The organism is Clostridium sp. MCC353, assembly GCF_018785315.1.
In the GTDB taxonomy this organism is placed as follows: Bacteria; Bacillota; Clostridia; order Lachnospirales; family Lachnospiraceae; genus CHH4-2.
Window position 1 is genome coordinate 39,135 of sequence record NZ_WQPN01000033.1, and the last position, 22,481, is coordinate 61,615.

A 22,481-nucleotide genomic window follows, 5' to 3' on the forward strand; every position below is an offset into this window, starting at 1 on the left:
GTTTCTGTGTATTGCCGTAAATAGCTCCTCTCGGGACTTTTACAGTTCTGGTAGATGTGGTTCCGTCTGTATTTCTGGTTTCCAGATCAACGGTTACGGATTCCACATATGGAATCATGCTAGGAGCAACTTCCAGATATCTGGTGAAGAAGCCCTTATACCATCCGTCTTCTCTCGTTATGGCCGGAAGAGTATCTTCGATTTCCACGCGGTCGATATGGGAGTACTTTCCTGCCCACTCATCGAGCATAGGCATTTCGAGGACTGGAGCATAACTTCTGATGTAGAGGAACCAATAGCTCGTATTGCTGCAGGTCCAACTGTAGTTGTAGCCATAATGAGTATGACCATGAGACTTATAACCCCCTTGTGAAGCAGCAGTAAATCCGCCCTTCCAATAAGATTCCCATCCCGGAGTATAATTATGGTTCTTCTCGATACTATTCGGATGAGCCACCTGGCCGATCTTCAAAGTGTATGGCCTTAAATCATTATAATTGGCCATATTCTTCAAACCAGCGTAAGTTGTCGTATAAGAATCATTCCATACGGAACTGTCATACCACTTGTTATCAAGGCTGTTGTTATTGATTACCAAACTTCCCTTTGCATCACGAATCGGGTCACCGTCCGCATCACGGACATATCCATTTCCGTCTCCGATTCCCACATCCATAAGGTTATCTGCATTCTTGACATTGATGATAGCCCGGTCTCTCAAATACCTGCTGTGCCATTCATCCCAATGCTGATAAGCTGTACAGTAATAATACTGATCGTAATATCCATGGCGGAGATCGCTACTATGGCCACAACGGTTTACTGTACCTTCAGACCAGAAACTTCGGCCGCCTTCATATACTGCATGTGTGAAATAATTATAATATCTGCGGTAAGACCAGTTGCTCTGCAGATGTTCCTGCGCTGCTGTAGCCCTAGAATCATCAGCCAGTACATCCCCGGCCTTTACTCCGGTATCCTTCCTCGGTTTGGATACCCGGTTCTCCGGGTCTACCATCTGTTTTCCAACCAGTGCATCCCTGTCTTCACCCAGAATCTCTTCTTCATCCCGGTTATCAAACTGTTTGCCCAGCTCAATGGAAGTGGTTAAATTCGCTTCCTGCTGTCCCAGTTTAATCACTCGTCCCGTGATCTCTATAGAATGTCTGGTATCCTGCTTCACCTTGGAGTTGAGATTAATCTTACCAGGATGTATATCATTATAATTAGAAGCTTCATAGCTGTTCTGTCCCATGGTCTTCCACCAGGTTGCATCCAGATCATCTCTGGCCGCCTGGGAATCGATCCATTCTTCATACCAGGTTCCTTCATCAGCCAGAAGTCTCTGCCACTGATCGGAGCTGTTTAACGCTGCCGGATCCTGGTTGATGCTCATGTGGATGGTTACAGATTTAATATCTCCCTTGGTTACATTAATTGACGGCGGCCTGTAATACGGAGTCGCATGGTCATAACCAAATTCCGTCTGCTGTGGATTATAATCATCACCCGGAAGGGCATCCGACATAGTGGAAAGGTCTATATCGTCTTTAAAGTTATAACGGTTGGTATCGGCTAAACCGATTCTCCACCACATAGTGCCGTTTCCGTCTTTTGCCATATCCTCAGTCAGATAGCTTTCTGAAGATTTTGTCATCAACGCGTAGTCTATCAGCTTACCTGAGTTATCCATGATCTTATTGTCGCCGGATACAACCTTCTTACCGGTTGTATCAAACTGATCCGGTACAAATCCCTTGTGGAAGGATGTCTCCGATTTCAGATAATCGGATGCATTGGCATTGGCCGCGTTTCCACGCCATCCGCCTGTAGTCTCACTGACATTGGTATCTCTTGCATTAATAACCAGATCATCAAATGCAGCTCCGCCGTCATAGGTCACATATTCCACTGTTACACTGTTGACAAACGGCCGCAGTGCAGGACGTAATTTTACGTAATAAGCGTCAAAGCCGTCTACAGGAAGATCAATCTTCATGGTAATATCCGCTGCTGCGCTCAGATCCTGTGGCTGTACTGCCGTATTATCTGTATGTAGTCCGCGCAGATAATTAATTTTTTCTATATCCTGATAGGAGTAATTACTGCTTCCCGTCGTAGCATAAGGAATCGGTGTAGCATAATTCGTACTGTTCGTATCCCAGGAAGTCCGCGCCCATTGCTGGAAGTCCACTGTATAGCTGGCTACTGCTTTATAGCCTACTGTCATTACATTGTTATCCTGATAGAAATGGTCATATCTTCTGTAACCGTTATTCTGATTATCCGTAGCTGCACTGCCTGCTGTCAGGTTATCGCGCAGTCCTCCAATGTTATAACCATGGTCCGAGCTGCTTCCACCAGTATTTACAGGGAAACTCTGGCCGTTATAATTATAACCATAATCATTTCTGGCCTCAGATGGCGGTTCGTCATAACGGGAAGATAAACCATAGTCCCTTGCAAGACAAGCCGGATGCTGATACAGCCGATCATCTCTCACCAGACGTCTGGTTCCCCAAACATCGGAGACCGTTTCATCATCAAATCTGAGGGACGGATCATCGCTGTCTTTGAATACTGCGCTGATCTTGCTGTCAAAGAACAGTTTCGGCGTGAAGATATGGGTCGTATCATCGTCTTCCCGTTCCAGCTTCACATTGTCTTTGTCCTTTTCGATCTTCGTATCAGGATCTGAAATATCAGGTGTTCCATATGTCTGGTTGTAATCCCGTCCATACAGGAAGTTTCTGAAGTAACCCCAGGTACTTGTTATGCTCTTCGCATCAGCATATTCCAGGTTCGTATCTGACATACCCACAAAGATCACTGCCTGGTTCGGATCCACATCGCTTTCTTTGTCTACAGTCGGCAGGGAACCGATACTGCCGGATTCATCCCGTTTATTCAAGTCACCATCCGGATTCCTCATCGGCTTAAAGCTGGTTCCTTCAATGGTTATCCGTCCAACGTTCTGGATTTCACCCCATTTAACAATGACATCTCTAGGAATCACCACATCGCCTTCCCGCAGCTCATAAACACCTTCTGCTACGGAATAAGGATTGCTGTTCTTATAGGTTTTTGCATCTTCTTCTGTTACAGGATGCAGGGTCTTAATTCTTAAATCTTTTTCTTCGTCTGCCGGATCATTTTCTTCACCGGCCTGCTCACCTTCTTTTATTTCCTTATCTTTATCGTTCCAATTGTCTCCGGTAAATGTGTTACCGTGATATTCTACAATCCAGCGTGCCGGTGTCGGAACTCCTGCGGAGAATCCATCGTCATCAAACAGATTGCCAAAATCCACTGGCGGCATCGGCATATCTTCCAGTCCATCCGACATAGAAGCATATGGATATTCACCTTTCGGATACTGGTCTTCTCCTGCATTGTTATGAGCATTGCGGATAATAATAAACTTCTCAGGATCATCCTTATCATAAATTACTACCCGTTCAAAGATCGCCTTATCCAACAGTTCTTTTCTCAGAATCACATCCAGAGTGTGGAAACCTCTGTTGTCCTCTGTAGTATCCGGTTCAGATCCGGTAACCGCATTCAGTATCTTATCTACAGTTCCTACTTCCGTCTTCGGAGTAATCTGCGGAACAAATTCGAAATGGAAGTTCTCGCTGGACGAAATACTGTCGTTTGTCAGGCGGTAAATTACCTGGAACTCGCGTCCGTACGGAATAACCGTCCATTTCTCATTTTTATTAATCGGTACCAGTGAATTGCCTACCCAAGTACCAGTCCATAAAGAACTGTGGTCCTTAGTATAGATATCACGTTCGTAGAATTTCAAATCAGCATGAACAACCGGTCTGGATTCTTTGATGATAAAGGTCGGACTGCTGGAATCTTGATTCAGGTTCACATCAGGCATTCCTGCCGGATGATCGATAAAGGTGGCCGGAGCAGTCATCTTGTTATTGATATTGGTTACATTCCAATAATCCTGTCTGGTAATGTCATCCGCATAGCGGTCAATATTACCATAGAACTGGAGAATTCCTCTATCACTGCCGATAACGCTGTTATCAAAGGAGTTAAATTCGATGATAACCTGATAAACATCTTTTACCTGGTCTTCATCCGGATAAGCGTAGTAAATTACTTTCTTTAACCGTCCTCCTTTTGTGGCATCTGTGATAGTAGCAGTCTGTGGTTTCACAAGAACATCTGCAGCTTCCACAATTTGTTCCTTATTTTGATCCACATAGACATAATCCCACTCGGATTTATATTCCCTGAAATCAATCTTTGTACCCAGTTTCCTGTAGGTTCCGTCTAACTCCCCATACCAATCTCTATTTTCCATATATAAATAGCCATCGTCGTCAATCCAGCAGGTGTCATCCACCGGATTGCCTTCCAGATCGGTTTTCTGAGAATTATACCAAACGCTTCTCGGAATCATCAGGTCGCCGTTTTCATCCACATACATCTTTCCATGCTGCTTCCGGTCAGAATTCGTCATCGCATCATTTCCGATAGACGGTTGATTCGGAATTGCATTGCTTGCAGTGGATATTCCGTATTTCTCATTATGGTACGCAAGCATTGCGGCCATAATATCCTGTTGGCTGATGGTGTATTCCAGCGGACGCTTCTCACCAGTCTTTTCATCAACCATAGTGTTATTCCGGTCGATCAGTCTGATCTGTCTGATCTCCGTTAAGTTATTATAGTTTCTGTCGGCCTCATTCAGCACCTTAACGCCGTAGAACATGTTGGGGCTGTAGAAAAGCTTCTTATCTATCCGGATCGTATTCAGGTGGAATCCTCTTCCGGCTTCTACTGCCGTCTTAGTAGCGTTGTCTCCCTCCACATTGGTATTGATCGGAAGGGTTACTGTAAAGGTTGGCCTGGACATAATACTCTCACTGGTGTTACCCAGCCGGTATTGGTAACTGAGCCCCTGTTTCTGGTCATTGGATATGGTCAGCGTTGTTTTCGCGCCGTCATACAGGCGGGCCGGATCACCGGACGGCCGTCGGCTGTTGTCCTTAACCGCCAATCCGTCAACAATCGGATTGGATGGTCCTGACCGGGCCAGATTCATGACACCAGTGCTCAATTTCTCCAGATAGGAAAGATCCATAAGGCTTAACGGATTAGACCAATCCCCTTTCACCATCGCCTGTTCCGCGACGTCCTTCAACTTACCATCGGAAGGCAGCGCTTCTTTATACAACGGTTTCCAGTTCTCACCACTCTGTTCATATTCATACAGGAATCCATTAGGATTACCCTGGAAATACATGAGACTGCGGTTGGAATATCTCTGAGTGATACCAGGCGCCAGGTTATCATTATAATAGGTGTTTTCATTATAACGGCCTACTTCAATAACAATCTTGCCTACATTATCTACGTATTTCTTTCTATCCTGGTACTCAGTTTCAACTTCCTCCTGCTCTGCTCTGGCTGCGTTGGAATCAGAAGCTGTCTCAACCTTCTGCTGGGATATTCCTCTTCCCCATGCAGCTCTCGGTATATCAAGAATCAATTCGCCTGCGTCATTTTTCTGAATGAAATCGCTGATAATGAATTCGGCATTGGCATCTACAAATTGTTCCGCTGCATATTCCTTATCCTCATCACTCAATCCAGGCATGCTTTCCACGTAAGCTTTTCTCTGTTCAGCAATGATCTCTTCCAAGGTCTTGTCGTAAACAAAGTCTGCAAGTCCCTCCTTATCGGAGTAAGAAACTACCATACCATTGAACACCAGCATCTTGAAGATATCAGTCAGGCTTCCGTCTGACTTATATTTAATTATCTTCTTATTAATGCTGTCCCAGCCATTCTCCTCACCAGGAGTCCATAACGCATATGCCTGGGCGATTTCCGGAGCCCGATAGTCATAAATATCGATCGTCTGGATATCGATCACTTGTTCAATTCGGTAAATCATATTACCGTCATTATCAAATTTGTAATTTCCTTCTTCGTCAAGGTCAGGAACAATCCTGTCATGGGTGATCTGTTTTACAAAGTTGGGATCTGATACCATATGCTCCAGTCTGAAGCCGGTAGCCGTTACCTCATCCGGTATCTGTCCTAAAGGAAGATCAAATACAAATTCGCCTCCCCGCATATAGCTTGGGCTGTCATTTCCTATGGTCGCCCGGTAATCGTTGTCCTTGCCTATGTATACCTTTGAATTTTGAACATAATTGTAGTTATCTACATTGTTATGTCCTTCCATCAGCATGTATGGCTTGGCGGGCAGTATTCTGAGTGTACCGGCTCCATTGCTGCGATAGCGTATGCTCTCCTTAGTTTCTGCGTCAGCTTCTGGATTCAATATCAACAGTTCATACAGTCTCATATTGGTCTCATAGGTGTCCTCAAAGCTGGCTTTCAATTTCAGATCCCGGTTTGCCTTCAGGTAATTTTCTCCATCCGGTTCATACAGGTATCCATTCGGTATTCCTTTAACGAACAATGCGGAATCCCGATAATTTGCAGCCTCAGTCTTTGTATTCTTCCCATCATATTTGACCGTTTCAATAATAATCTTGGCCGGATAAATAATATTGCGCTCTTTATCCAAATACCGCTGGTCATCCCACACGGTCTCTGGAATATCCAGATATTTCACGCCTGTTGCAGTAGTTTTTATCAAATCTGCCAGTTTAATATGGATATCTCTTTCTTCAAAGTTAACCGGCGTATCCTTATGGTCTATCAATCCATCGGTATCATTAATGACCATAATCAAACCTTTATCCACTGCTTCCAGATATTCTTTGGTTTCAATTCCATTTCCGTCAAATCTGCTTATATCTTTTGCTCTGAAATCCCGGATCTCCACCCGTTCCAGGCCGATCTTGGATTTCACCTTCTTCACCAGATTACCATCGTCATCCCGTGATTCAATCACTACATTGGATGTAATACGGCTGATGAAGTTGCTTATAGCCTTCGTCTGCGGATTGACAGAACTGAAGTTTGAAACCTGATATCCCTGTATTGTACCTCTCTCAATCAGCACACGTCCTGCCTGATCTTTGATTTCCGGAGTTGTAGTTAATGGGATATCGATAATGGTTTCGCCGTTCTTTACGTTACCTATGCTCTGATTTCTTAAAAGCACTTCGTAGAACGTATATTTTGCATCCAGACCGGTTTCCACTATGCTGATTGCATCGTTATATCCACCGTTTGGCCCGGCTTTTCTGGCAGTATCCCAAGCCTGAACTAATGCCTTAGGATCAGAAGGAACCGCTCTAAGCGTTGCGAATCCATTACGTCTGTAGCGGACGCCCTCTTTCTCCGCTGCTGTTGCATCAGGATTGGTCAGAGACTGGGTATAAAGATTTATATTCGTCTCATACTTATCTTCAAAGCTGGCTCTCAGTTTCAGATCCCGGTTCATCCTCAGGTTTTCACCATCCGATTCAAACAGATAGCCATTAGGCGTACCTTTGACATACAGGACAGAATCCCTGGAATAGTTGTAGTCACCCGGTGAATTTTTGCCTTCATATTCTCTCAGGCTTACAATCACTTTGGATGGATAGGATACGTTACGGCTGCTGTTTAAGTCGTTCCGGTCGTTCCAGGCGACATCGGGAATATCCAGATATTTAACACCTGCGGCAGTGGTCTTTATCAAATCTGCCAGTTTAATATCAATACTTTCCTTTGTGATATTCTTCCCGCTGTCATGATGGTCTAGCAGGCCGTCGGTATCGTCAAATACCACGATCAATCCCTGATCCAATGCCTTCTTGTATTCCTCTGTCTCTTTGCCGTCGTCACCGTACTGTTTGACGTCTTTCACCCGGTAATCCCGGATTTCAATTCTTTCCAGTCCGATTTCTTTTTTCGTTACAGTCACTGGAGTGCCGTTGGAGTCAGTTGCTATAACCTCCACATCTCTGGTGATATAAGGAATAAAGTTATTGACAGCCCCGTTCTCAGGATGATAGGAACCGATGGATTCCACCGCATAACCCTGTATTTCGTTCTCTTTAATTGCAATACGTCCATCCAGATCCTTGATCTCAGGCGTTGTGGAAAGAGGTACATCAATCACAATCTCTCCGCCACTCACTTTTCCTATACTCTGGTTCCGTAAAACAAGTTCATAGAAAGTTTGTTCCGCATCCAGGCTGGTTTCCACCACATTTGTGCTGTTATAACCGGATTTCTCATAGTCAGAACCCCGCTGGGTATCCCATGCCTGTATCAGCATCTGAGGATCAGACGGTGCAATTGCCAGAGTTGCAAAACCAGTTCTTCTGTGCTTTGCTGCCTCTTTCTGCTCATTCGTTGCCGACGGATTGGTTATGGAAAGATCATACAGGTTGATCTCCGATTCATAGGTATCTTCAAAGCTTGCATTCAGCTTCAAATTCCTGTTAACCTTCAGAACATCATCATCTGCATCAAACATATATCCGTTCGGAATTCCTTTCACAAACAATGCAGAGTCTCTGACGTTTTCATTGTCTTCCGTTCTCGGCTTGCCTTCATAGTTCTTCATATCTATGATCACTTTGGCAGGGTAGAGAACATTGCGGCTGTTATTTCTATCATTGCCGTCATTCCATGCTGCTTTCGGAATATCCAGGTATTTCACTCCTGTGACAGTGGTTTTAATCAGATTTTTCAGTTTAATATCTGCAAGTTCTGAAGTAAAATCTAACTCGCTGTCTTTATGATCCAGCAGGCCGTCCGTATTGTCAAATACTACGATCAGTCCCTGATCCAATGCAGTCTGGTATTCACTGGTTACCTGTCCCTGGCTGTTATACTGCTGTACGTCCTTAACACGGTAATCGCGGATCTCGATCCGTTTCAGATTGATCTGCTTTTTAATCACGATAACCGGTTCGCCTTCTTCATCCAGTTCCTTCACCTGAACATCTGAGGTGATATATGGAATGAAGTTGCTGACCGCACCGCTCTTAGGCTGATAAGAGGTGATGGCATCTGCCGCATATCCCTGAATCGTACCCTTTTCAATCGTAACATGACCGTTGATATCTCTAATTTCCGGTGTTTCGGATACAGGAATGTCGATCACTACCTGCCCGCCAGCTACCGCGCCGATGCTCTTATTTCTCAGAAGCAGTTCATAGAACGTCTGTTTAGCACCCATGCTGGTGCTCACCGCTGTATCCGTATTATAGTAGTTCGTTGTCTCATAGGCGCTGCCTCGCTGGGTATCCCATGCCCGTACATACATATAAGGTTCAGACTTCTGAAGTTTCAAGACAGAATAGTCTTCCTTCTTCGCTGTTTCGGATTTCGGATTGGCTTCCAGCTCATAGGCGTCCGCCCAAGCCGCGTTAATCTTTAAGTTCGTATTCTTATTATAGATCTTAATATCCTGTCCGTTTTCATCTTTACCGTCTGTCAGGTAATAGAGGTATCCGTCCGGGCTTCCCCAGAACTGCAGCTTGGAAAGGTTAGTCGGTGTCGTATTGGCCACCTTGTAGTTACCGTTTGGTCCGTACTCATCGACTGTAATTTCTACGGTTCCTACATCCGGAATCAGTTCTTTCCATGCTGTATCCGGGATTTCCAAAGTTTCGTCTTTTATGAATTCCCAGATTACTTTATTGGCTTTTTTCCGCTTCGCATTCTCTTCTTCTGCTTCTTCCCGTTCCGCATCAGACATAGAAGCGGTGTCGATTGGATCTTCAAACAGGTATTCTACATATTTGATATCGTCTTCTTCGTCCTCCGGCGTCTTATCACGCTCTATAAAACGGATCTTTCTGATACCGGTATAGTAATAATCCTGCCACAAAAGATTTTTCTCTTCATCCCTCTGGCCGATGTTTTTCAGGAATTCTTTATCGGAAGTAATCTTGCTGAGGATAAAGCCTCCATTTGTTTCCGGTCCTCCCTTGAGCGTAATGGAAGTAGGCATAATTGCAGTAAGACGTCCTTCAAAGATGGTAGCCGCACTGTCATTGCCTAAAGTGAGCTGATATCTGGACTTCTTAGCACCGATGGCGCTTTCAATGGTCTTATCTTTGCTGTGAACCTTATCATTGGCATAGTGAGTATCATCGTGATAAGCCACAGCCGCAATGGTAGGTGCGGATGAAACCACATCCATCCTTGCCCATCCGTAATCCGCCTCTTTGCTTCCCTTATGCGGGGAACCTTTCACATCACTTTCCCAAAGATCCTGGAAGCTTGTAGTAACTTTCAACTGATTGCTCGGCGTATACTTATTAGTACCGTCAGGTTCCGTGGTCTTAGTATATACATAACCGGTCGGAGTACCTCCCACGGTGATCATACCTAAGTTGTTTGGAGCAACACCGTTAACGCCTGGGAGAGGTTCTTTCTGGGACCAGATCGTGCCGTTCCAGTCCAGAACGTAGTACGGCTTATACAAGGTTGAATTACTTATGTATTGGGTCTGACAGCTCTCACCATCAAAACCGTTACTGTAAATTGCAGTGATATTATCATTAGCCGTATTTCTCTGATATTCATCTACTTCAATGATAATGGTCTTAACATCTTTAACCTTATGGTGTGTATCGTATAGGAAGTATCCATTATCGGAATCCTTCTTATCATCAATCCTGTTCCAAACAAACTGTCCGTTTTTAAACAGGCTGCTGATCACATCGTAATCATTAAGTTCTACAAATGCGTCCGCGTAATCCGGATTATTCTTATCATAAGAGATGTCTTCAATCCTGATGGAACGAATCTTATATTTCTTTCCCGTTTCCGTCTCTTCGAAACCGATATTGTTTAAGAATGCGGCATTTAAAGAGATGGAGTTGGCAGTGTACCCGCTTACCTTCTTCTCGTCTGAAGAATAGGTTATCGGCAGATTAATCTGTATTCTTCCTCCGTCCTGAATCTTTGACCTGCTTTCATTTCCCACATCGATGCAGAACTTGGTATTCTTGGCTCCAACTGTAGTAGCAACCCAGCGGGTCACATTACCGTACTGATCCTTGTCAGTGGAATGATTGCTTCCGCTCCATGCAACTGCGTTCGTATAAGGATCGCTGGCATGAAGATGGAGGTAAGCGCTGATGGAACCGGTGGTATAATCAGATTCTACCGATGCCGGTGACAATTTAGCAGAAGCCAGTTTGGCCGACCGCTCTTCATACGCATCCTTCCATGTACCATGGGCCTTCAGGTAACGGACCGCTGTAAAGTTGTTTTCTCCAACCTCCTCATACAGGTAATTATCAGGATAACCTACAAACCGGATACTTCCTTTGGTGTTATCCAGGACATTAATGGCGGTGGTACACTTATAAGATCCTGCTTTGATCACAACTCTGACCGGATTCTTCACCTTACCGCCAGAGGCAGAGAACTGATCATTCCAGGCCTTAGCCGGAATAGATAAGGTTCCGTTTTTAATATAGGATTGCAGCTCATCTTCTTCAATCACATAAACTTTATCCGGTCCCGGCTCCTTATCTACTTTCGGATCGTAGGTAAAGTCATACAGGGTAACGCTTTCCAGAGAATATTCATTCTTATTCCAACGATCCCTGATATTCTCCATAAACACAGAGTCCGCCCGAATTTCCTGAAGCACATATCCGCCGATTTCTTCATCCTTATCCCTGCTCAAGTCTAAGGTGACATCCAGAACAGGTTCACTCATATAGACATTCTTATATGGGGTCTCATAGGTTGGATAAGCACTGCCCATATCACCAACCCTGATAGAGTCTTTCCGGTTAACATTCATCAGGCTCATGCGGTATGTATTGGATTCATATGGAACTCTCGAAATCGCTCCGATACCGGTTTGAGAACCGCCTTCCAATGCATAATCAGCACCATGGCGTCCGGCCTCATGAGACCGGTAGCTTCCGATTGCCAGAACATCTTCTGCCGGAGCCGGAGGCTCAATTTTGAGCGCTGCCTCCCTCGCATCAGACGCTATAACCGGTTTCGGATTACCATCCTCAGAATTCTTGATTTCATGAGTATCCTGCCACTTAATCTTAGCCTTCAGTTCTCTGGTATCCAAACTGTAAGACGTTTTATCATCTTCTGCCTCACCAGGATGTTCTGTGAAGACATATCCGGTAGGACGTCCGTAGAAGTATACATTACTGATGTTGTCCGGCGCTGATCCAGTGGTGTCAAGTCCTCTCATGCCGTATTTGTTCACCCACTGGTATTTGGTATTCGCGCGGTAGAAATCCACTTTAAATACAACTTTGGATGGCTTTGTAATTCCCTGTTCAATCCATACTTCAGAAGGAATGGATAATTTTCCGTCTGTTATGTACTTCTTCAGTTCTTCATCCTTGATGGTATAGTAATCTTCGCTGTCAAACTGATACAAGGTTACTGCATCAAGCCCCTGTTCCTCAATCAGCTGACCGTTCTCGTCCATATACTTATGGGTAGTCATGGTGATCCAGGAAACATCGGATTCAATCTTAGTCAGCTCATATCCCTTGACATTACCGTCCATATCCCGGCTTATTGGAAGATCCACCACAAGATTTCCGTTATAGATATGAGATGGACTGTTGTTTCCAATTACCGCCTGGAAATAGGTACCCTCGGCGTCAATTGAACTGTTGGCCACACCGATACCATACTGGTTATACACACGGTTTCCACGTGAATCCAGAACCCAGCGTTTGTCATGTATGGATTGTTTATCCTTCTCCAGCGTGTTGCCCTTCACATAGAGTGATAATTCAGGTTTGGAAGGCGCCTGGGTGAAGCGTGCCTGACGCTTTGCGTAAGCATTCTGTACAACGATGGATTTCGGATCGTAATCTTCCGTTTTCATTGTTCCATAAGCTACAATTCCTTCAGCCTCAGAATCCGCTCCGTTCTTGCCTTCCCCATCATATGTGGTCAGCATACCGTAGAAGATCATCTTATTCCGCTTCAGGTTATAGGTGACATTATTTCCTTCATAATTATCATAGACAACTTCAGCTTTCTTCAATATGAAATCTTTGTCTATTTCAATATCGGCACCTTTGACACCGTCCTTCTCCACAATCATAGCTTCCAATTGTTCGGTATCGTAAACCTTTTCTTCCCCGTTCACATCATACAGGGTGAGTACCGGTTTCTCTCCATAGGCTAATAAATTGTCAATGTGCACAATGCTGGTAAGGAATCCTTTTTTGTCCTTATCCACATCAATGTCTACCGTAAATACCGGATGAGGCATGTCGGAAACATTATCATATGCGGCAATATTTCTGGAAGTGTAATAATGCTTTTCTTCCGTCTGTTGGAAATTACCGAATTCAAACTCAAACCGGTGCTGGTATCTGTCGTATTTTTCCAAATCCAGGGTATTGCCCATCGGAGCCCACAAATAGTTATCCGCTGCATTGTACCCCCTATAGTCCCCATAATAATACTCTGAATTTCCAGAACTATTTTCATATACCCAGCGTCTCATGTAATCGCCGTTAAAGCTGTCCGGGGTCTGTATGGTATCCTGAGTGATGTATTTTTGTCTATCCTGGAACTTGGAATAAGCATCTACCTGCATACGCGGCCGCTGGATCACAATTCTGTCTCTGAAATAGGTTTTCTCCCACAGAACCTCAGGTATATCCGTTTTCAGCATATAGTTATAACCTTTACGCCGGAAGAAATATCCCTTTGCAAAAATTCCGGTGTTGTTGGACAGGTTATAATTAGGTGTTTCACCTGTAGCACCTGAAGAAACAGTGTCCTGCGTATACTCATTAATTCGTCCATTAACTATAACTTTTACGGCGCCGTCTGCAATGTTGTTGTTCAGCTTAATGCTGTTGAAGTTGATGCGGATGAACTTAACGGCCTCTATCGGATCCTTGCCGTCCTTCACCAGCAGTTCATTCAGATCGTCTTTTGTAATTACCAGGTCTCCGTCTTCTGTTATATATTTCCGGATATCATATTCATTGGTATCTTTCTTTTCCGGAATCGTTCGGAAAATCTGGGTATCATTGATAATCGGCTGATTATAATTGGTCCACACGCTGTCTCCCGAACCAAACTGCAGTTCATATACACCCGTGGTCTTATCCAGCTCTTTTTTATCAATTCTCAGTTCTTCGAATATAAAGCCCCGGTATTCATCAACCTCGGTGCCTCTTGGATTTCCATCCGTTTTCTTCTCCGGATCCAATACCTTCTTCTTTTCTACAGGAAGGGTAATATCCAGAAGCACATCCAGCACATTATGCGGACTTCGGTCAAATACATCGGCCGCATTCTTATCATAAGAAGGACCTACAAAGTATTCATACCTCTTAATGAAGTTATTATATGGAGCAAAGATGGTGGGCACCTCATTCGATTTTACGGAATAAGATATGGCGTCCTTACCCAAAATCTTATCTTCGCCCTTATCATCCTTCTGTTTAGCCGTATAAGCAGCCTGGTGTTTTACATAAAGAAGGTTGGCATTCTTAATGCTGAGAACATGGTTGTCTTCACACTCTCCATAGTAGGAATCTTCAGTATTCGGGCGCGCTTCTTTTGTTCTGAATTCGCTGTCCACCTTAAAGTCTCCGCCTACATTGGCCCCACCGATCAATCTTACGAAAATATTTGATTCCTCAGTATCCCCTTCAACCGAGCGGAAGGTGATAACAACCTGGTGAGGTACGGCGATTCCGTGGTCAAACCACATGCCTTCATTGATCACAATGTCCTCATCTTCCAGGTAAGTGCCGTTTTCAGGATAAGCTTCTCCGTACAGCTCACTTTCATTTGGTGTTAAACCGCTCCATTCATAAATCGGTTCTCCCTCTGAATCGTACATCAAAGTTCCCTTATTGACCGTAACAGGATCACCAAAACGGTCAAATGTAGAAGTACCGTCTTCTTCAGCCGTTTTCTGGAAGTGACCGATAGTATACGGAGTTTTTATTAAAGTCGGCGTTACCGGATCAGCATCATAAATATCGATCTTCTCAATATCAGCATATTTGTAGATTTCCTTTGGAATCACGATTGATCTTGTTATGAATCCCTCCGGCCTGTTGTGGACATCCGGATTTAATCGGTTCATGATATCCAAAGTCAGCACAGACGGTTTCATCCTGGATGCGTTCTTCGTGAAAATGGTGGTTGTAAAGGAGACGTCTTCTGCTCCCGGATCACCATCCTGGTATCTGTAGCCATTTAACGTGTATACCTTGCCCAAACTGCTTCCATTCGGATAATATTTGTCATACCCCTTCATTACTTCCAGATAAGTATCAATAGCAGGTTCCGGATTCAGATAGGTCTTGACCGCATCATAATCCACTTTTTTAACCTTAGCTTTTTTACTATCATCTGTACGTGCGGAGAACACGCCATATAAATCCAGATCCTGTTCATAAACGTTAGAACTTCCGGACAATTCTGCATTGATCCTGTTGTCACTTAATTCGCCGGTTTCAAGATCCGTGCCCTCTTTCAGATCGGAGTCCACATTAATAAATTCAACCACGATCTTACCCAGATGTTCAATTGGTGTTCCATATTCAGGTTCAGGCTTCGCCCAGGCTTTTTCCGGAATGATGTACTGTTCTGATTCTTCATCATAGAACTGGGTCAGTTGGTGGTCATTGGACCAATCCAGAATCTCCACTTTTTCCTTGCGTCCGTCTACAGTCACCTCATATTCTTTCATATGGGTCTGGTAAACGACTGCGTGTTCCTCATCATCCGCATCAATAAAACTGATTTTGCTGATAATTCCTTTCGGAGAATGTTCAAACACACCCTGGTCTGAAAAATCAGTTACTTTAACGTACTGCTTGGTATCCTGGTCTAAATAGAACCGGTCAACCGCATCAATAATAAATTTCCTTGATACAAAACCACGATGATTTTCCTGCTCTGTTTCCTGTTTGTTATCCGTTATCGGGATCTCAAACTCAACCTTGCCAAGCGGCATAACAGCCGAGGAATCATTTCCCAGTTTTGCATGATTGCGGTACATCTGGTCATACGGAATCTGCAGTTCCTGTATACGCACTGCCGGATCCGGATCCTTTTTACTTACATATGTCCGTTCTTTATAATCATAGGAAAGGCTGATTTCCAGCGTCGGGTTAGCCATCTCGAATATGAGGATCGCCTTATCAGATCCTTTATATGGTTTTGGCTCCACTTTCTTGTCGTCTTTTATGTAGCCTGTGATATCATATTTTACTTCTGTTTCACATTCACGCAGGCTGTGACAGGTTCCATAGAGCTGATAAACTACTTTTTTCGTCCGCTCATCCAGAATATCCTGATCCTCTTCGTTTTCCAGAGGATTGAATTCATCCCAGTCAGAAACCGCATCTTCTCCTATAATTTCGTCTACACCATAGACTTCATTATAATTAACCGTAATTTTACGTAAAATGCCGTCCCAAAAGCCTTCGACAACCGTCCCGTCTTCCTCTTCATAGGTGGCCTCTAAATTGATTTCATCCTCTATCAGGTTTCCATCTTCATCCACCCCGAATAATTCCTTTAACTCCTCTTTTTTAAGGCTGACTTGAACTGGATCGCCCTCCTCCGTCTCTCCGTACTCAAATATGATATCTTTAATATCTCCGGAGAGCATGATCTCCTTAGGAATACGGAATTTGGAAGCTACAAAACCAGGTTTATCCACCATCTTCTTGGTGCCGTCTTCCTGCTCTTCTTCTTCCCGGATCGTCTTGTAAGGCACTTCAATCTCAACTTTTGTATTGTAAGCCCGGCCTCTTGTACGGTTCTGCAGACGGTAAACGTAGCTGCCATACTCCAAATCCATAGGAGTTTTCAGCTTTTCATCATCCTCTTTTACAATACCTTTAATCTCAGTATGAGCCCATGCTTTAAAGTAAACATCTGACTTTTCAGAATTGCTTTCAGCAGTTTTATCATTGACCTCATACTCTTTCTTTGTATAGAAATAACCTTTCTTATCGCTGATATATTCTTTAACTTCCACATCCGTGTTCAAATCGCCAAACTCCTGGTAATCCATACGCGGATATCTGATATCAGCCGAATTGGTAAATTTACCGCTGATTCTCGGAATACCAGTAATTTTCACACGGCCTGGGCACTCATCGCCAGGCAGGAAAACGCTCTTGAAATTGATGCGCAGATCTCTTCCAAACGTCATACCCGGGTTTTGCTCCAGATAATCTTTCATCTGTTTCTCTACTTTCAGAGTCCAGATGGTTTCCTTGCTTCCGTCTTCATAGACTGCAACTTCACGTTCCATCTCTGTTTCTGCGAAGTTGAACCAGGATTCTCCCCCACTTTCATCTATGACGCGGATTTGGTATTTCGGAACATCGTAGTAGGTTTCATCACCTTCCACATACGCTACCCGGTAGTCTATACCCACACCCCGGAGATAATCTTTTGTGGCCAGCCAGTAATTAATTCCCTTTTCATCCAGCACATCTCCCGGCATAATAAACTGGATATGTGTCAGGTCATAATATTCCGGCATGGTATCCTGAATATATGGGCTGTAAATCGGAACTGATGTATGATTTTCATTATCTGGCGTTTTAATTTCCTTTATCTGATAGCCCAGAGGACGTCCCACAGCCGACATCTTAGTCTCAAGATGTTTTTCTCCATCATGCCCTTCTGCATTCTGTACCTGGAAATAAGTTCTGGTATCCTTTTCCTTATTCCATAAAATATTGTTGCCATAGCTTACCGTGGTCTCCGCAGTAACATCGGCCTGATAGTTCTCGCCTGCCATCTTAGCAGGGAACTGGTTATCATATGGAACATATAAACGGTAATGTTTTTTCGACGGATACTCTGACGCATTGCTGCTGTCCGCTTCCTGTACCTCTGCCTCTTCTTCTGCCATCAGCCTGGCAGCAGGTCCTTCAACCGGTCTGTCTTCTTCCTCTGCCTTCTCCACTTCCGCAGCCGCAGCTTCCTCCGGCTGTTCTTCAGGAGGGAGATCATTAATCAGCATAACGCCGGTATCATAACCACCTTCATCATTCAGAGTTTCCGTCTCAGGAGTTTCAACCAAAAATTCGTCCGGATGATCGATCTGATACTGCATATGCGGAGGATATAACGTCTCTTCTCCATGAATGCGGATGGTGGTATCACCATTCATATAATATGGAACAATCTTTACTAAAGGTTCGCCGCCTGCACTGAACCTCGGATCATCCAAAATAGCATAAGGATTTTCCTCGGCTTCGAAAGCAGCCTCCAGGTCAGGATCGTTTAAATTATAAATTCCGGAAACATCCAGGATCAAAGCGCCTCCCAGATTATCATATTCGGAAACATAATCTTCTGCCAGCTCATGTTTATCCATCAGATCCGGTCTTAACCTTTTCAAATGATTGTCGCCCCAGACACCGGTAAATGTCTGGTCTGCCGATAGATTGTCGCGTCCATCCAAGTATGTCTCATTGAGCATGGGATTCCGCAAGGTGTCTGGATCGTCCGGATCGCACAGCCACTTGATCAGCTGGTTCTGATCCGTTTTGGCATTGCCGCCGGAAGGCAGCCATAATGCCATATCGAACTTTTTAAATACTGCCGTGTCTGGCGGCAGGTCATTGGGATCGATCTTGTTTCCTTCTTTTCTCGGAAAATCCCAGGTGCCATCCAGATTCTTCACCATACCTGATGTATTGGAAATTTCAAAATCGTAGGAAGCATAGTTGTATTTCTGCCAGCCTAAAACAAAGTTGCTGCTGGGATCATCCTGCCTTGCATCCAGTTTGCTGTCCCAGTTTAAGTTGGTATAGAACAGGTTCAGCTTGTTAGTCTCTGAACTGTCCAGTCTGTTGCCGGGGGCAACACAACTGTCAAGCAGGTAAGCATCAGCATAAATATTACTATTGGATATATTGGTCGTTGGTGCATACCGGTCATAATGGGCCCAGGTAAATACTCTGGCCTCTACACCTTCCGGAAGGCTCTCTCCCGGTACAGTCCAAAATCGGAAAGATGTTATAAAAGTAGGCGTTACGCCTGAAGTAATGATATCTTTCTCCAATACTGTCACAGCGCCTCTATACCATCCAACCGAGGCCCCCAGCTCCGGGTTTTCCCTCGGCCATGCTGAGTTATCATATCTAGGGAGTTTAATGCCTCCCAGTACTTCATGTTCAAAATCTTCTTCCGCCACCGGCATAATACTGTTCTGGATACTTTCCAGTTGTTCTTTCAGAGCATTGCTGCCTGTAGCCTTATCAGCCGTTGCTTTTTTGTTTGCCTTTTTTGCATTGCTGCCGGAAGCTGTATCGGCTGTATCTTCTGTCTCTTCTGTCTCTTCTTCCTCATCCAATGCTTCTGCTGATGTCCCTTCAGTTTCCGCTTCAAGAAGATTTATCTCCTGCAGAGCTTCATCCGGATTCGGGAAAAAGATGTTCCAACGGTCTGTGGAAGCCATATTCATCTCCACACCACCCAGCAGTACATCCCCCGGTTTTTCCGGTTCGGCGTTGTAGGAATAATAATAGTGGGTTTCCTGGCTTTCTTCATCTAAAGTGCTGAAAATATAGGGCAGTTCAAAATGAATTCCGATCTGTGCAAAGCTTCCGTCACCAGTAGCATAAACACCTGATTCGGTAGTTACGATCTCTCCACGTTTTAGAGCTACCGTACCTTTCGACACCATCAATCCCGGATCAAACTCTGTGCTCCCACCGTTCGTCCTCTTCATGGAAGTTGTCATAATCGGGTACTCTTTAGGCTTCGTATCTCTCTCCGCACTATTGGCCTGCTTGATCTGCGAATCCGGCACCCTGACCGCCCCGAAGGCAGTTACCGGAAATGCGCTCTGAAAAAACATACAGAGCGCAAGCGTCATGCTGATAAATCTCCTTCCATAATCATGCCATCGCGTTTTCAACTCATTCATTAAAGTTCCCCTCCGTTTTATCGTAATTTTACGATATTTTGTAAAAGTATTTTTATAAACGCTAAAAAAATTTAACATACCTATGTTAAATTCCAAAATCTTTGTTATGTAATTGTATTTTCTTCCAATTGATCTAACGTTATTATAACTCGTTCGTAATTATACGTCTACACTTTTTGAAAGATTTTTTAATTTTTTTTTAATTTGTAACCACTTTATTTGAAGTTTTCCTTAATATTTTGAGTTATACATGGCTAATTATACGATATAAGCCCATTTTTGCCCCCTCGGATTATAATCAAAGTTTTAACAATATGTATCACTCCACCCAACGATCGGAGTAAAAAGCTTCCATACACACAAAGCAAAAAAATTCCGGAAGGAGATAAAAAAATCCTTTTCAGGACGCTTCCTATCTCCTTTCGGAAAGGTTCAAACAGCTTTTACCGCTTACAATGAAGCTGTTTCTTCTATATAATATGCGTTTACAATTCCAAATCCGTTCCACCAAACACAGCCTCCGCCTTTCGTGTCTTCCTGTCCACCTTAAACTGCGCAAATCCACGAAAACTTTCTGGCCGGTCTATTTTCCCCACAGTTATCACAACCGTAGTTTTTGTAATTGATTCAATCCTGGTATCCAAATTCTCCTCATCCTGATAAAGACCAGCGTCAGCCAGAGCATTTTCCAACAGATAGCTTACGGTATTCTCATTGATGGGAGGAACAATCCATTCTCCTGAAGCGGGTGAAAGGTAATACCAGCGGCCCTGATCCATAATCCATCCTGTGTCCATACGGCCTTCTTCATCAAAATAATACCATTTACCATCATCAATCAGCCAGCCGGAAGCAAAGGTTCCATCCTCCGTTTCATAGCGGAATCCGCCGTCCTCCGCCCGAACCCAGGTTCCTGCATAGGAAAGCGTCGTCTGTCCAAGAACCATAATAAGAATTGCGCCCATCATGGCCGCTGTATTTTTCTTAAACCGTCTCATCTTCCATCCCTCCAAGCCTGATATCAATATCCACCAGCTCCTTTCCGTCCTCTACCTCATACAAATACAGGTCACTCAGATGTTTCCTGATCACCCTGCGTCCGCCCACATCACCGGTCAGATCCATCAACTCATCCCGGTACTTCATGGAAAATACAGCCGGATTGCCAAATTCCCCCTGATGGGTCAGACACCCCATCCCTTTTCCGCTTTTGCGCCATTCCCTGAGAAAGGCCAGCAGAGTTTCCCCAGTCAGATAAGGCTGGTCACATACCGCAAAACACACCGCATCCACAGAATCCTTTAAAGCGGGAAGGGCCAGATGAATGGAGTGGGAAATGCCCAGCTCCGTATCATAGTTATAAACCGCTTCAAATCCCCTCTTCTCCAACTCCTCCGCTATTTCCTCATACTGGGTGACCACAATCTTTTGTTCAAACGAGGAGGCAGGCAGTTCTTCCAGCCGGTCTGTTAAATGCCTGTACATTGGTTTCCCCGAAAAATGATATAAAAGCTTATTTCCCTGAAATCTGCGGCTGCTTCCTGCAGCCAAAAGTACTAATGCGAGCCCCATACCTTCCTCCTCTGATTGTGGTTTGTCCTATTTTTTCAAAAATAAAATGCTTTCTTCCGGAACCACAAGTTCCTTGGGCAGCATTTCCAAATACTGCTCTTTCCATTCCCTTTTCGGGATTTTCCACCAGATACCGTTGTCCAGGATTACCGTCATCTCAAACGGATCTTCCAACAGCCGCTTGGCCCTGCACGGTATCACGTTTACGCTGTCATCCGCCGTTCTCTTTCGAAAATAATGGGCACGGATACCGATATGGTCGATTTCTTCTGGAACCTTTTCCGTAAATGTCAGCGTCGTCCCCCAAGAAGGCACTTCAACTTCATGGTTAGATATGGGGACTGCCTCCACGATATTTTTACAGCCGGTCAATTTCGCCGCCGCCACAACCTGGGGATTGGCAAACACTTCTTTGGTCTTCCCGGATACCACCATATTCCCCTGCTCCAGCACGTGAATATTCCGGCAGAACCTGTAAATCTCATCCCTGCTGTGAGTGACCATCAAAATATCCCCTTCATATTCCTTCAAAATGTTCAGCAAATCCAGTTGTATGCTCTCCTTGAGATAATAATCCAACGCGGAAAATGGTTCATCCAGCATCAGCACATCCGGTTCGGATGCCAATATCCGGGCCAGGGCCGCCCTCTGCTGCTGCCCTCCTGACAATCTTCCCGGATAATTATCAGCCAGATCCTCCACCTGCAAAAGCTTCATACAGCGCCCGGCATTCTCCTTCTTTTTCACACTGTCATGACCGGCGGCCCCGATTTCCACGTTCTGCCGCACCGTCATATTAGGAAACAGGGCGTAATTCTGGAACAAATAGCCCACTTTCCGGTCCTGCACCCTCAAATTAATCTTCTTTTCCGAATCAAACAACACCCTGCCGTTTAAGACGATCCGCCCCCGGTCTGGGGTCAGGATTCCGGCAATACATTTTAACGTCATGCTTTTTCCGCAGCCGGACGCCCCTAAAATCCCGTGGATTCCGCTGTTTTCATCGGTCTCAAAAGCGATCCGGAGAGTGATATCCTTCAGCTTCTTCTCAAAATCCACCTGTAAACTCATATCGGCT

At 44.5% G+C, this 22,481-nt stretch carries 4 protein-coding genes (1 of these 4 only partly in view); all 4 read right to left on the reverse strand.

Features of this window, described 5'->3' with window-relative positions:
- Positions 1-19,831: the 5' portion of a hypothetical protein gene (locus GPL15_RS08135; RefSeq protein ID WP_215697814.1), read on the reverse strand. Its footprint begins 16,451 nt before the window's first position; 19,831 of the gene's 36,282 nt are visible here — the first part of the coding sequence; its start codon is at positions 19,829-19,831; its stop codon lies off the left edge, out of view.
- 485 nt (positions 19,832-20,316) lie between these two features.
- The gene (locus GPL15_RS08140; RefSeq protein WP_215697816.1) at positions 20,317-20,829 is read right to left on the reverse strand and encodes a hypothetical protein; all 513 of its coding nucleotides are present in this window, start codon (positions 20,827-20,829) and stop codon (positions 20,317-20,319) included.
- A complete protein-coding gene (locus GPL15_RS08145; RefSeq protein ID WP_215697818.1) occupies positions 20,816-21,403 on the reverse strand; it encodes a nucleotidyltransferase family protein in 588 nt (195 codons plus the stop codon). The genes GPL15_RS08140 and GPL15_RS08145 overlap by 14 nt, the downstream gene beginning before the upstream one ends.
- Before the next feature lie 27 nt (positions 21,404-21,430).
- A complete protein-coding gene (locus tag GPL15_RS08150) occupies positions 21,431-22,474 on the reverse strand; it encodes an ATP-binding cassette domain-containing protein (RefSeq protein ID WP_215697820.1) in 1,044 nt (347 codons plus the stop codon).
- Positions 22,475-22,481 lie beyond the last annotated feature (7 nt).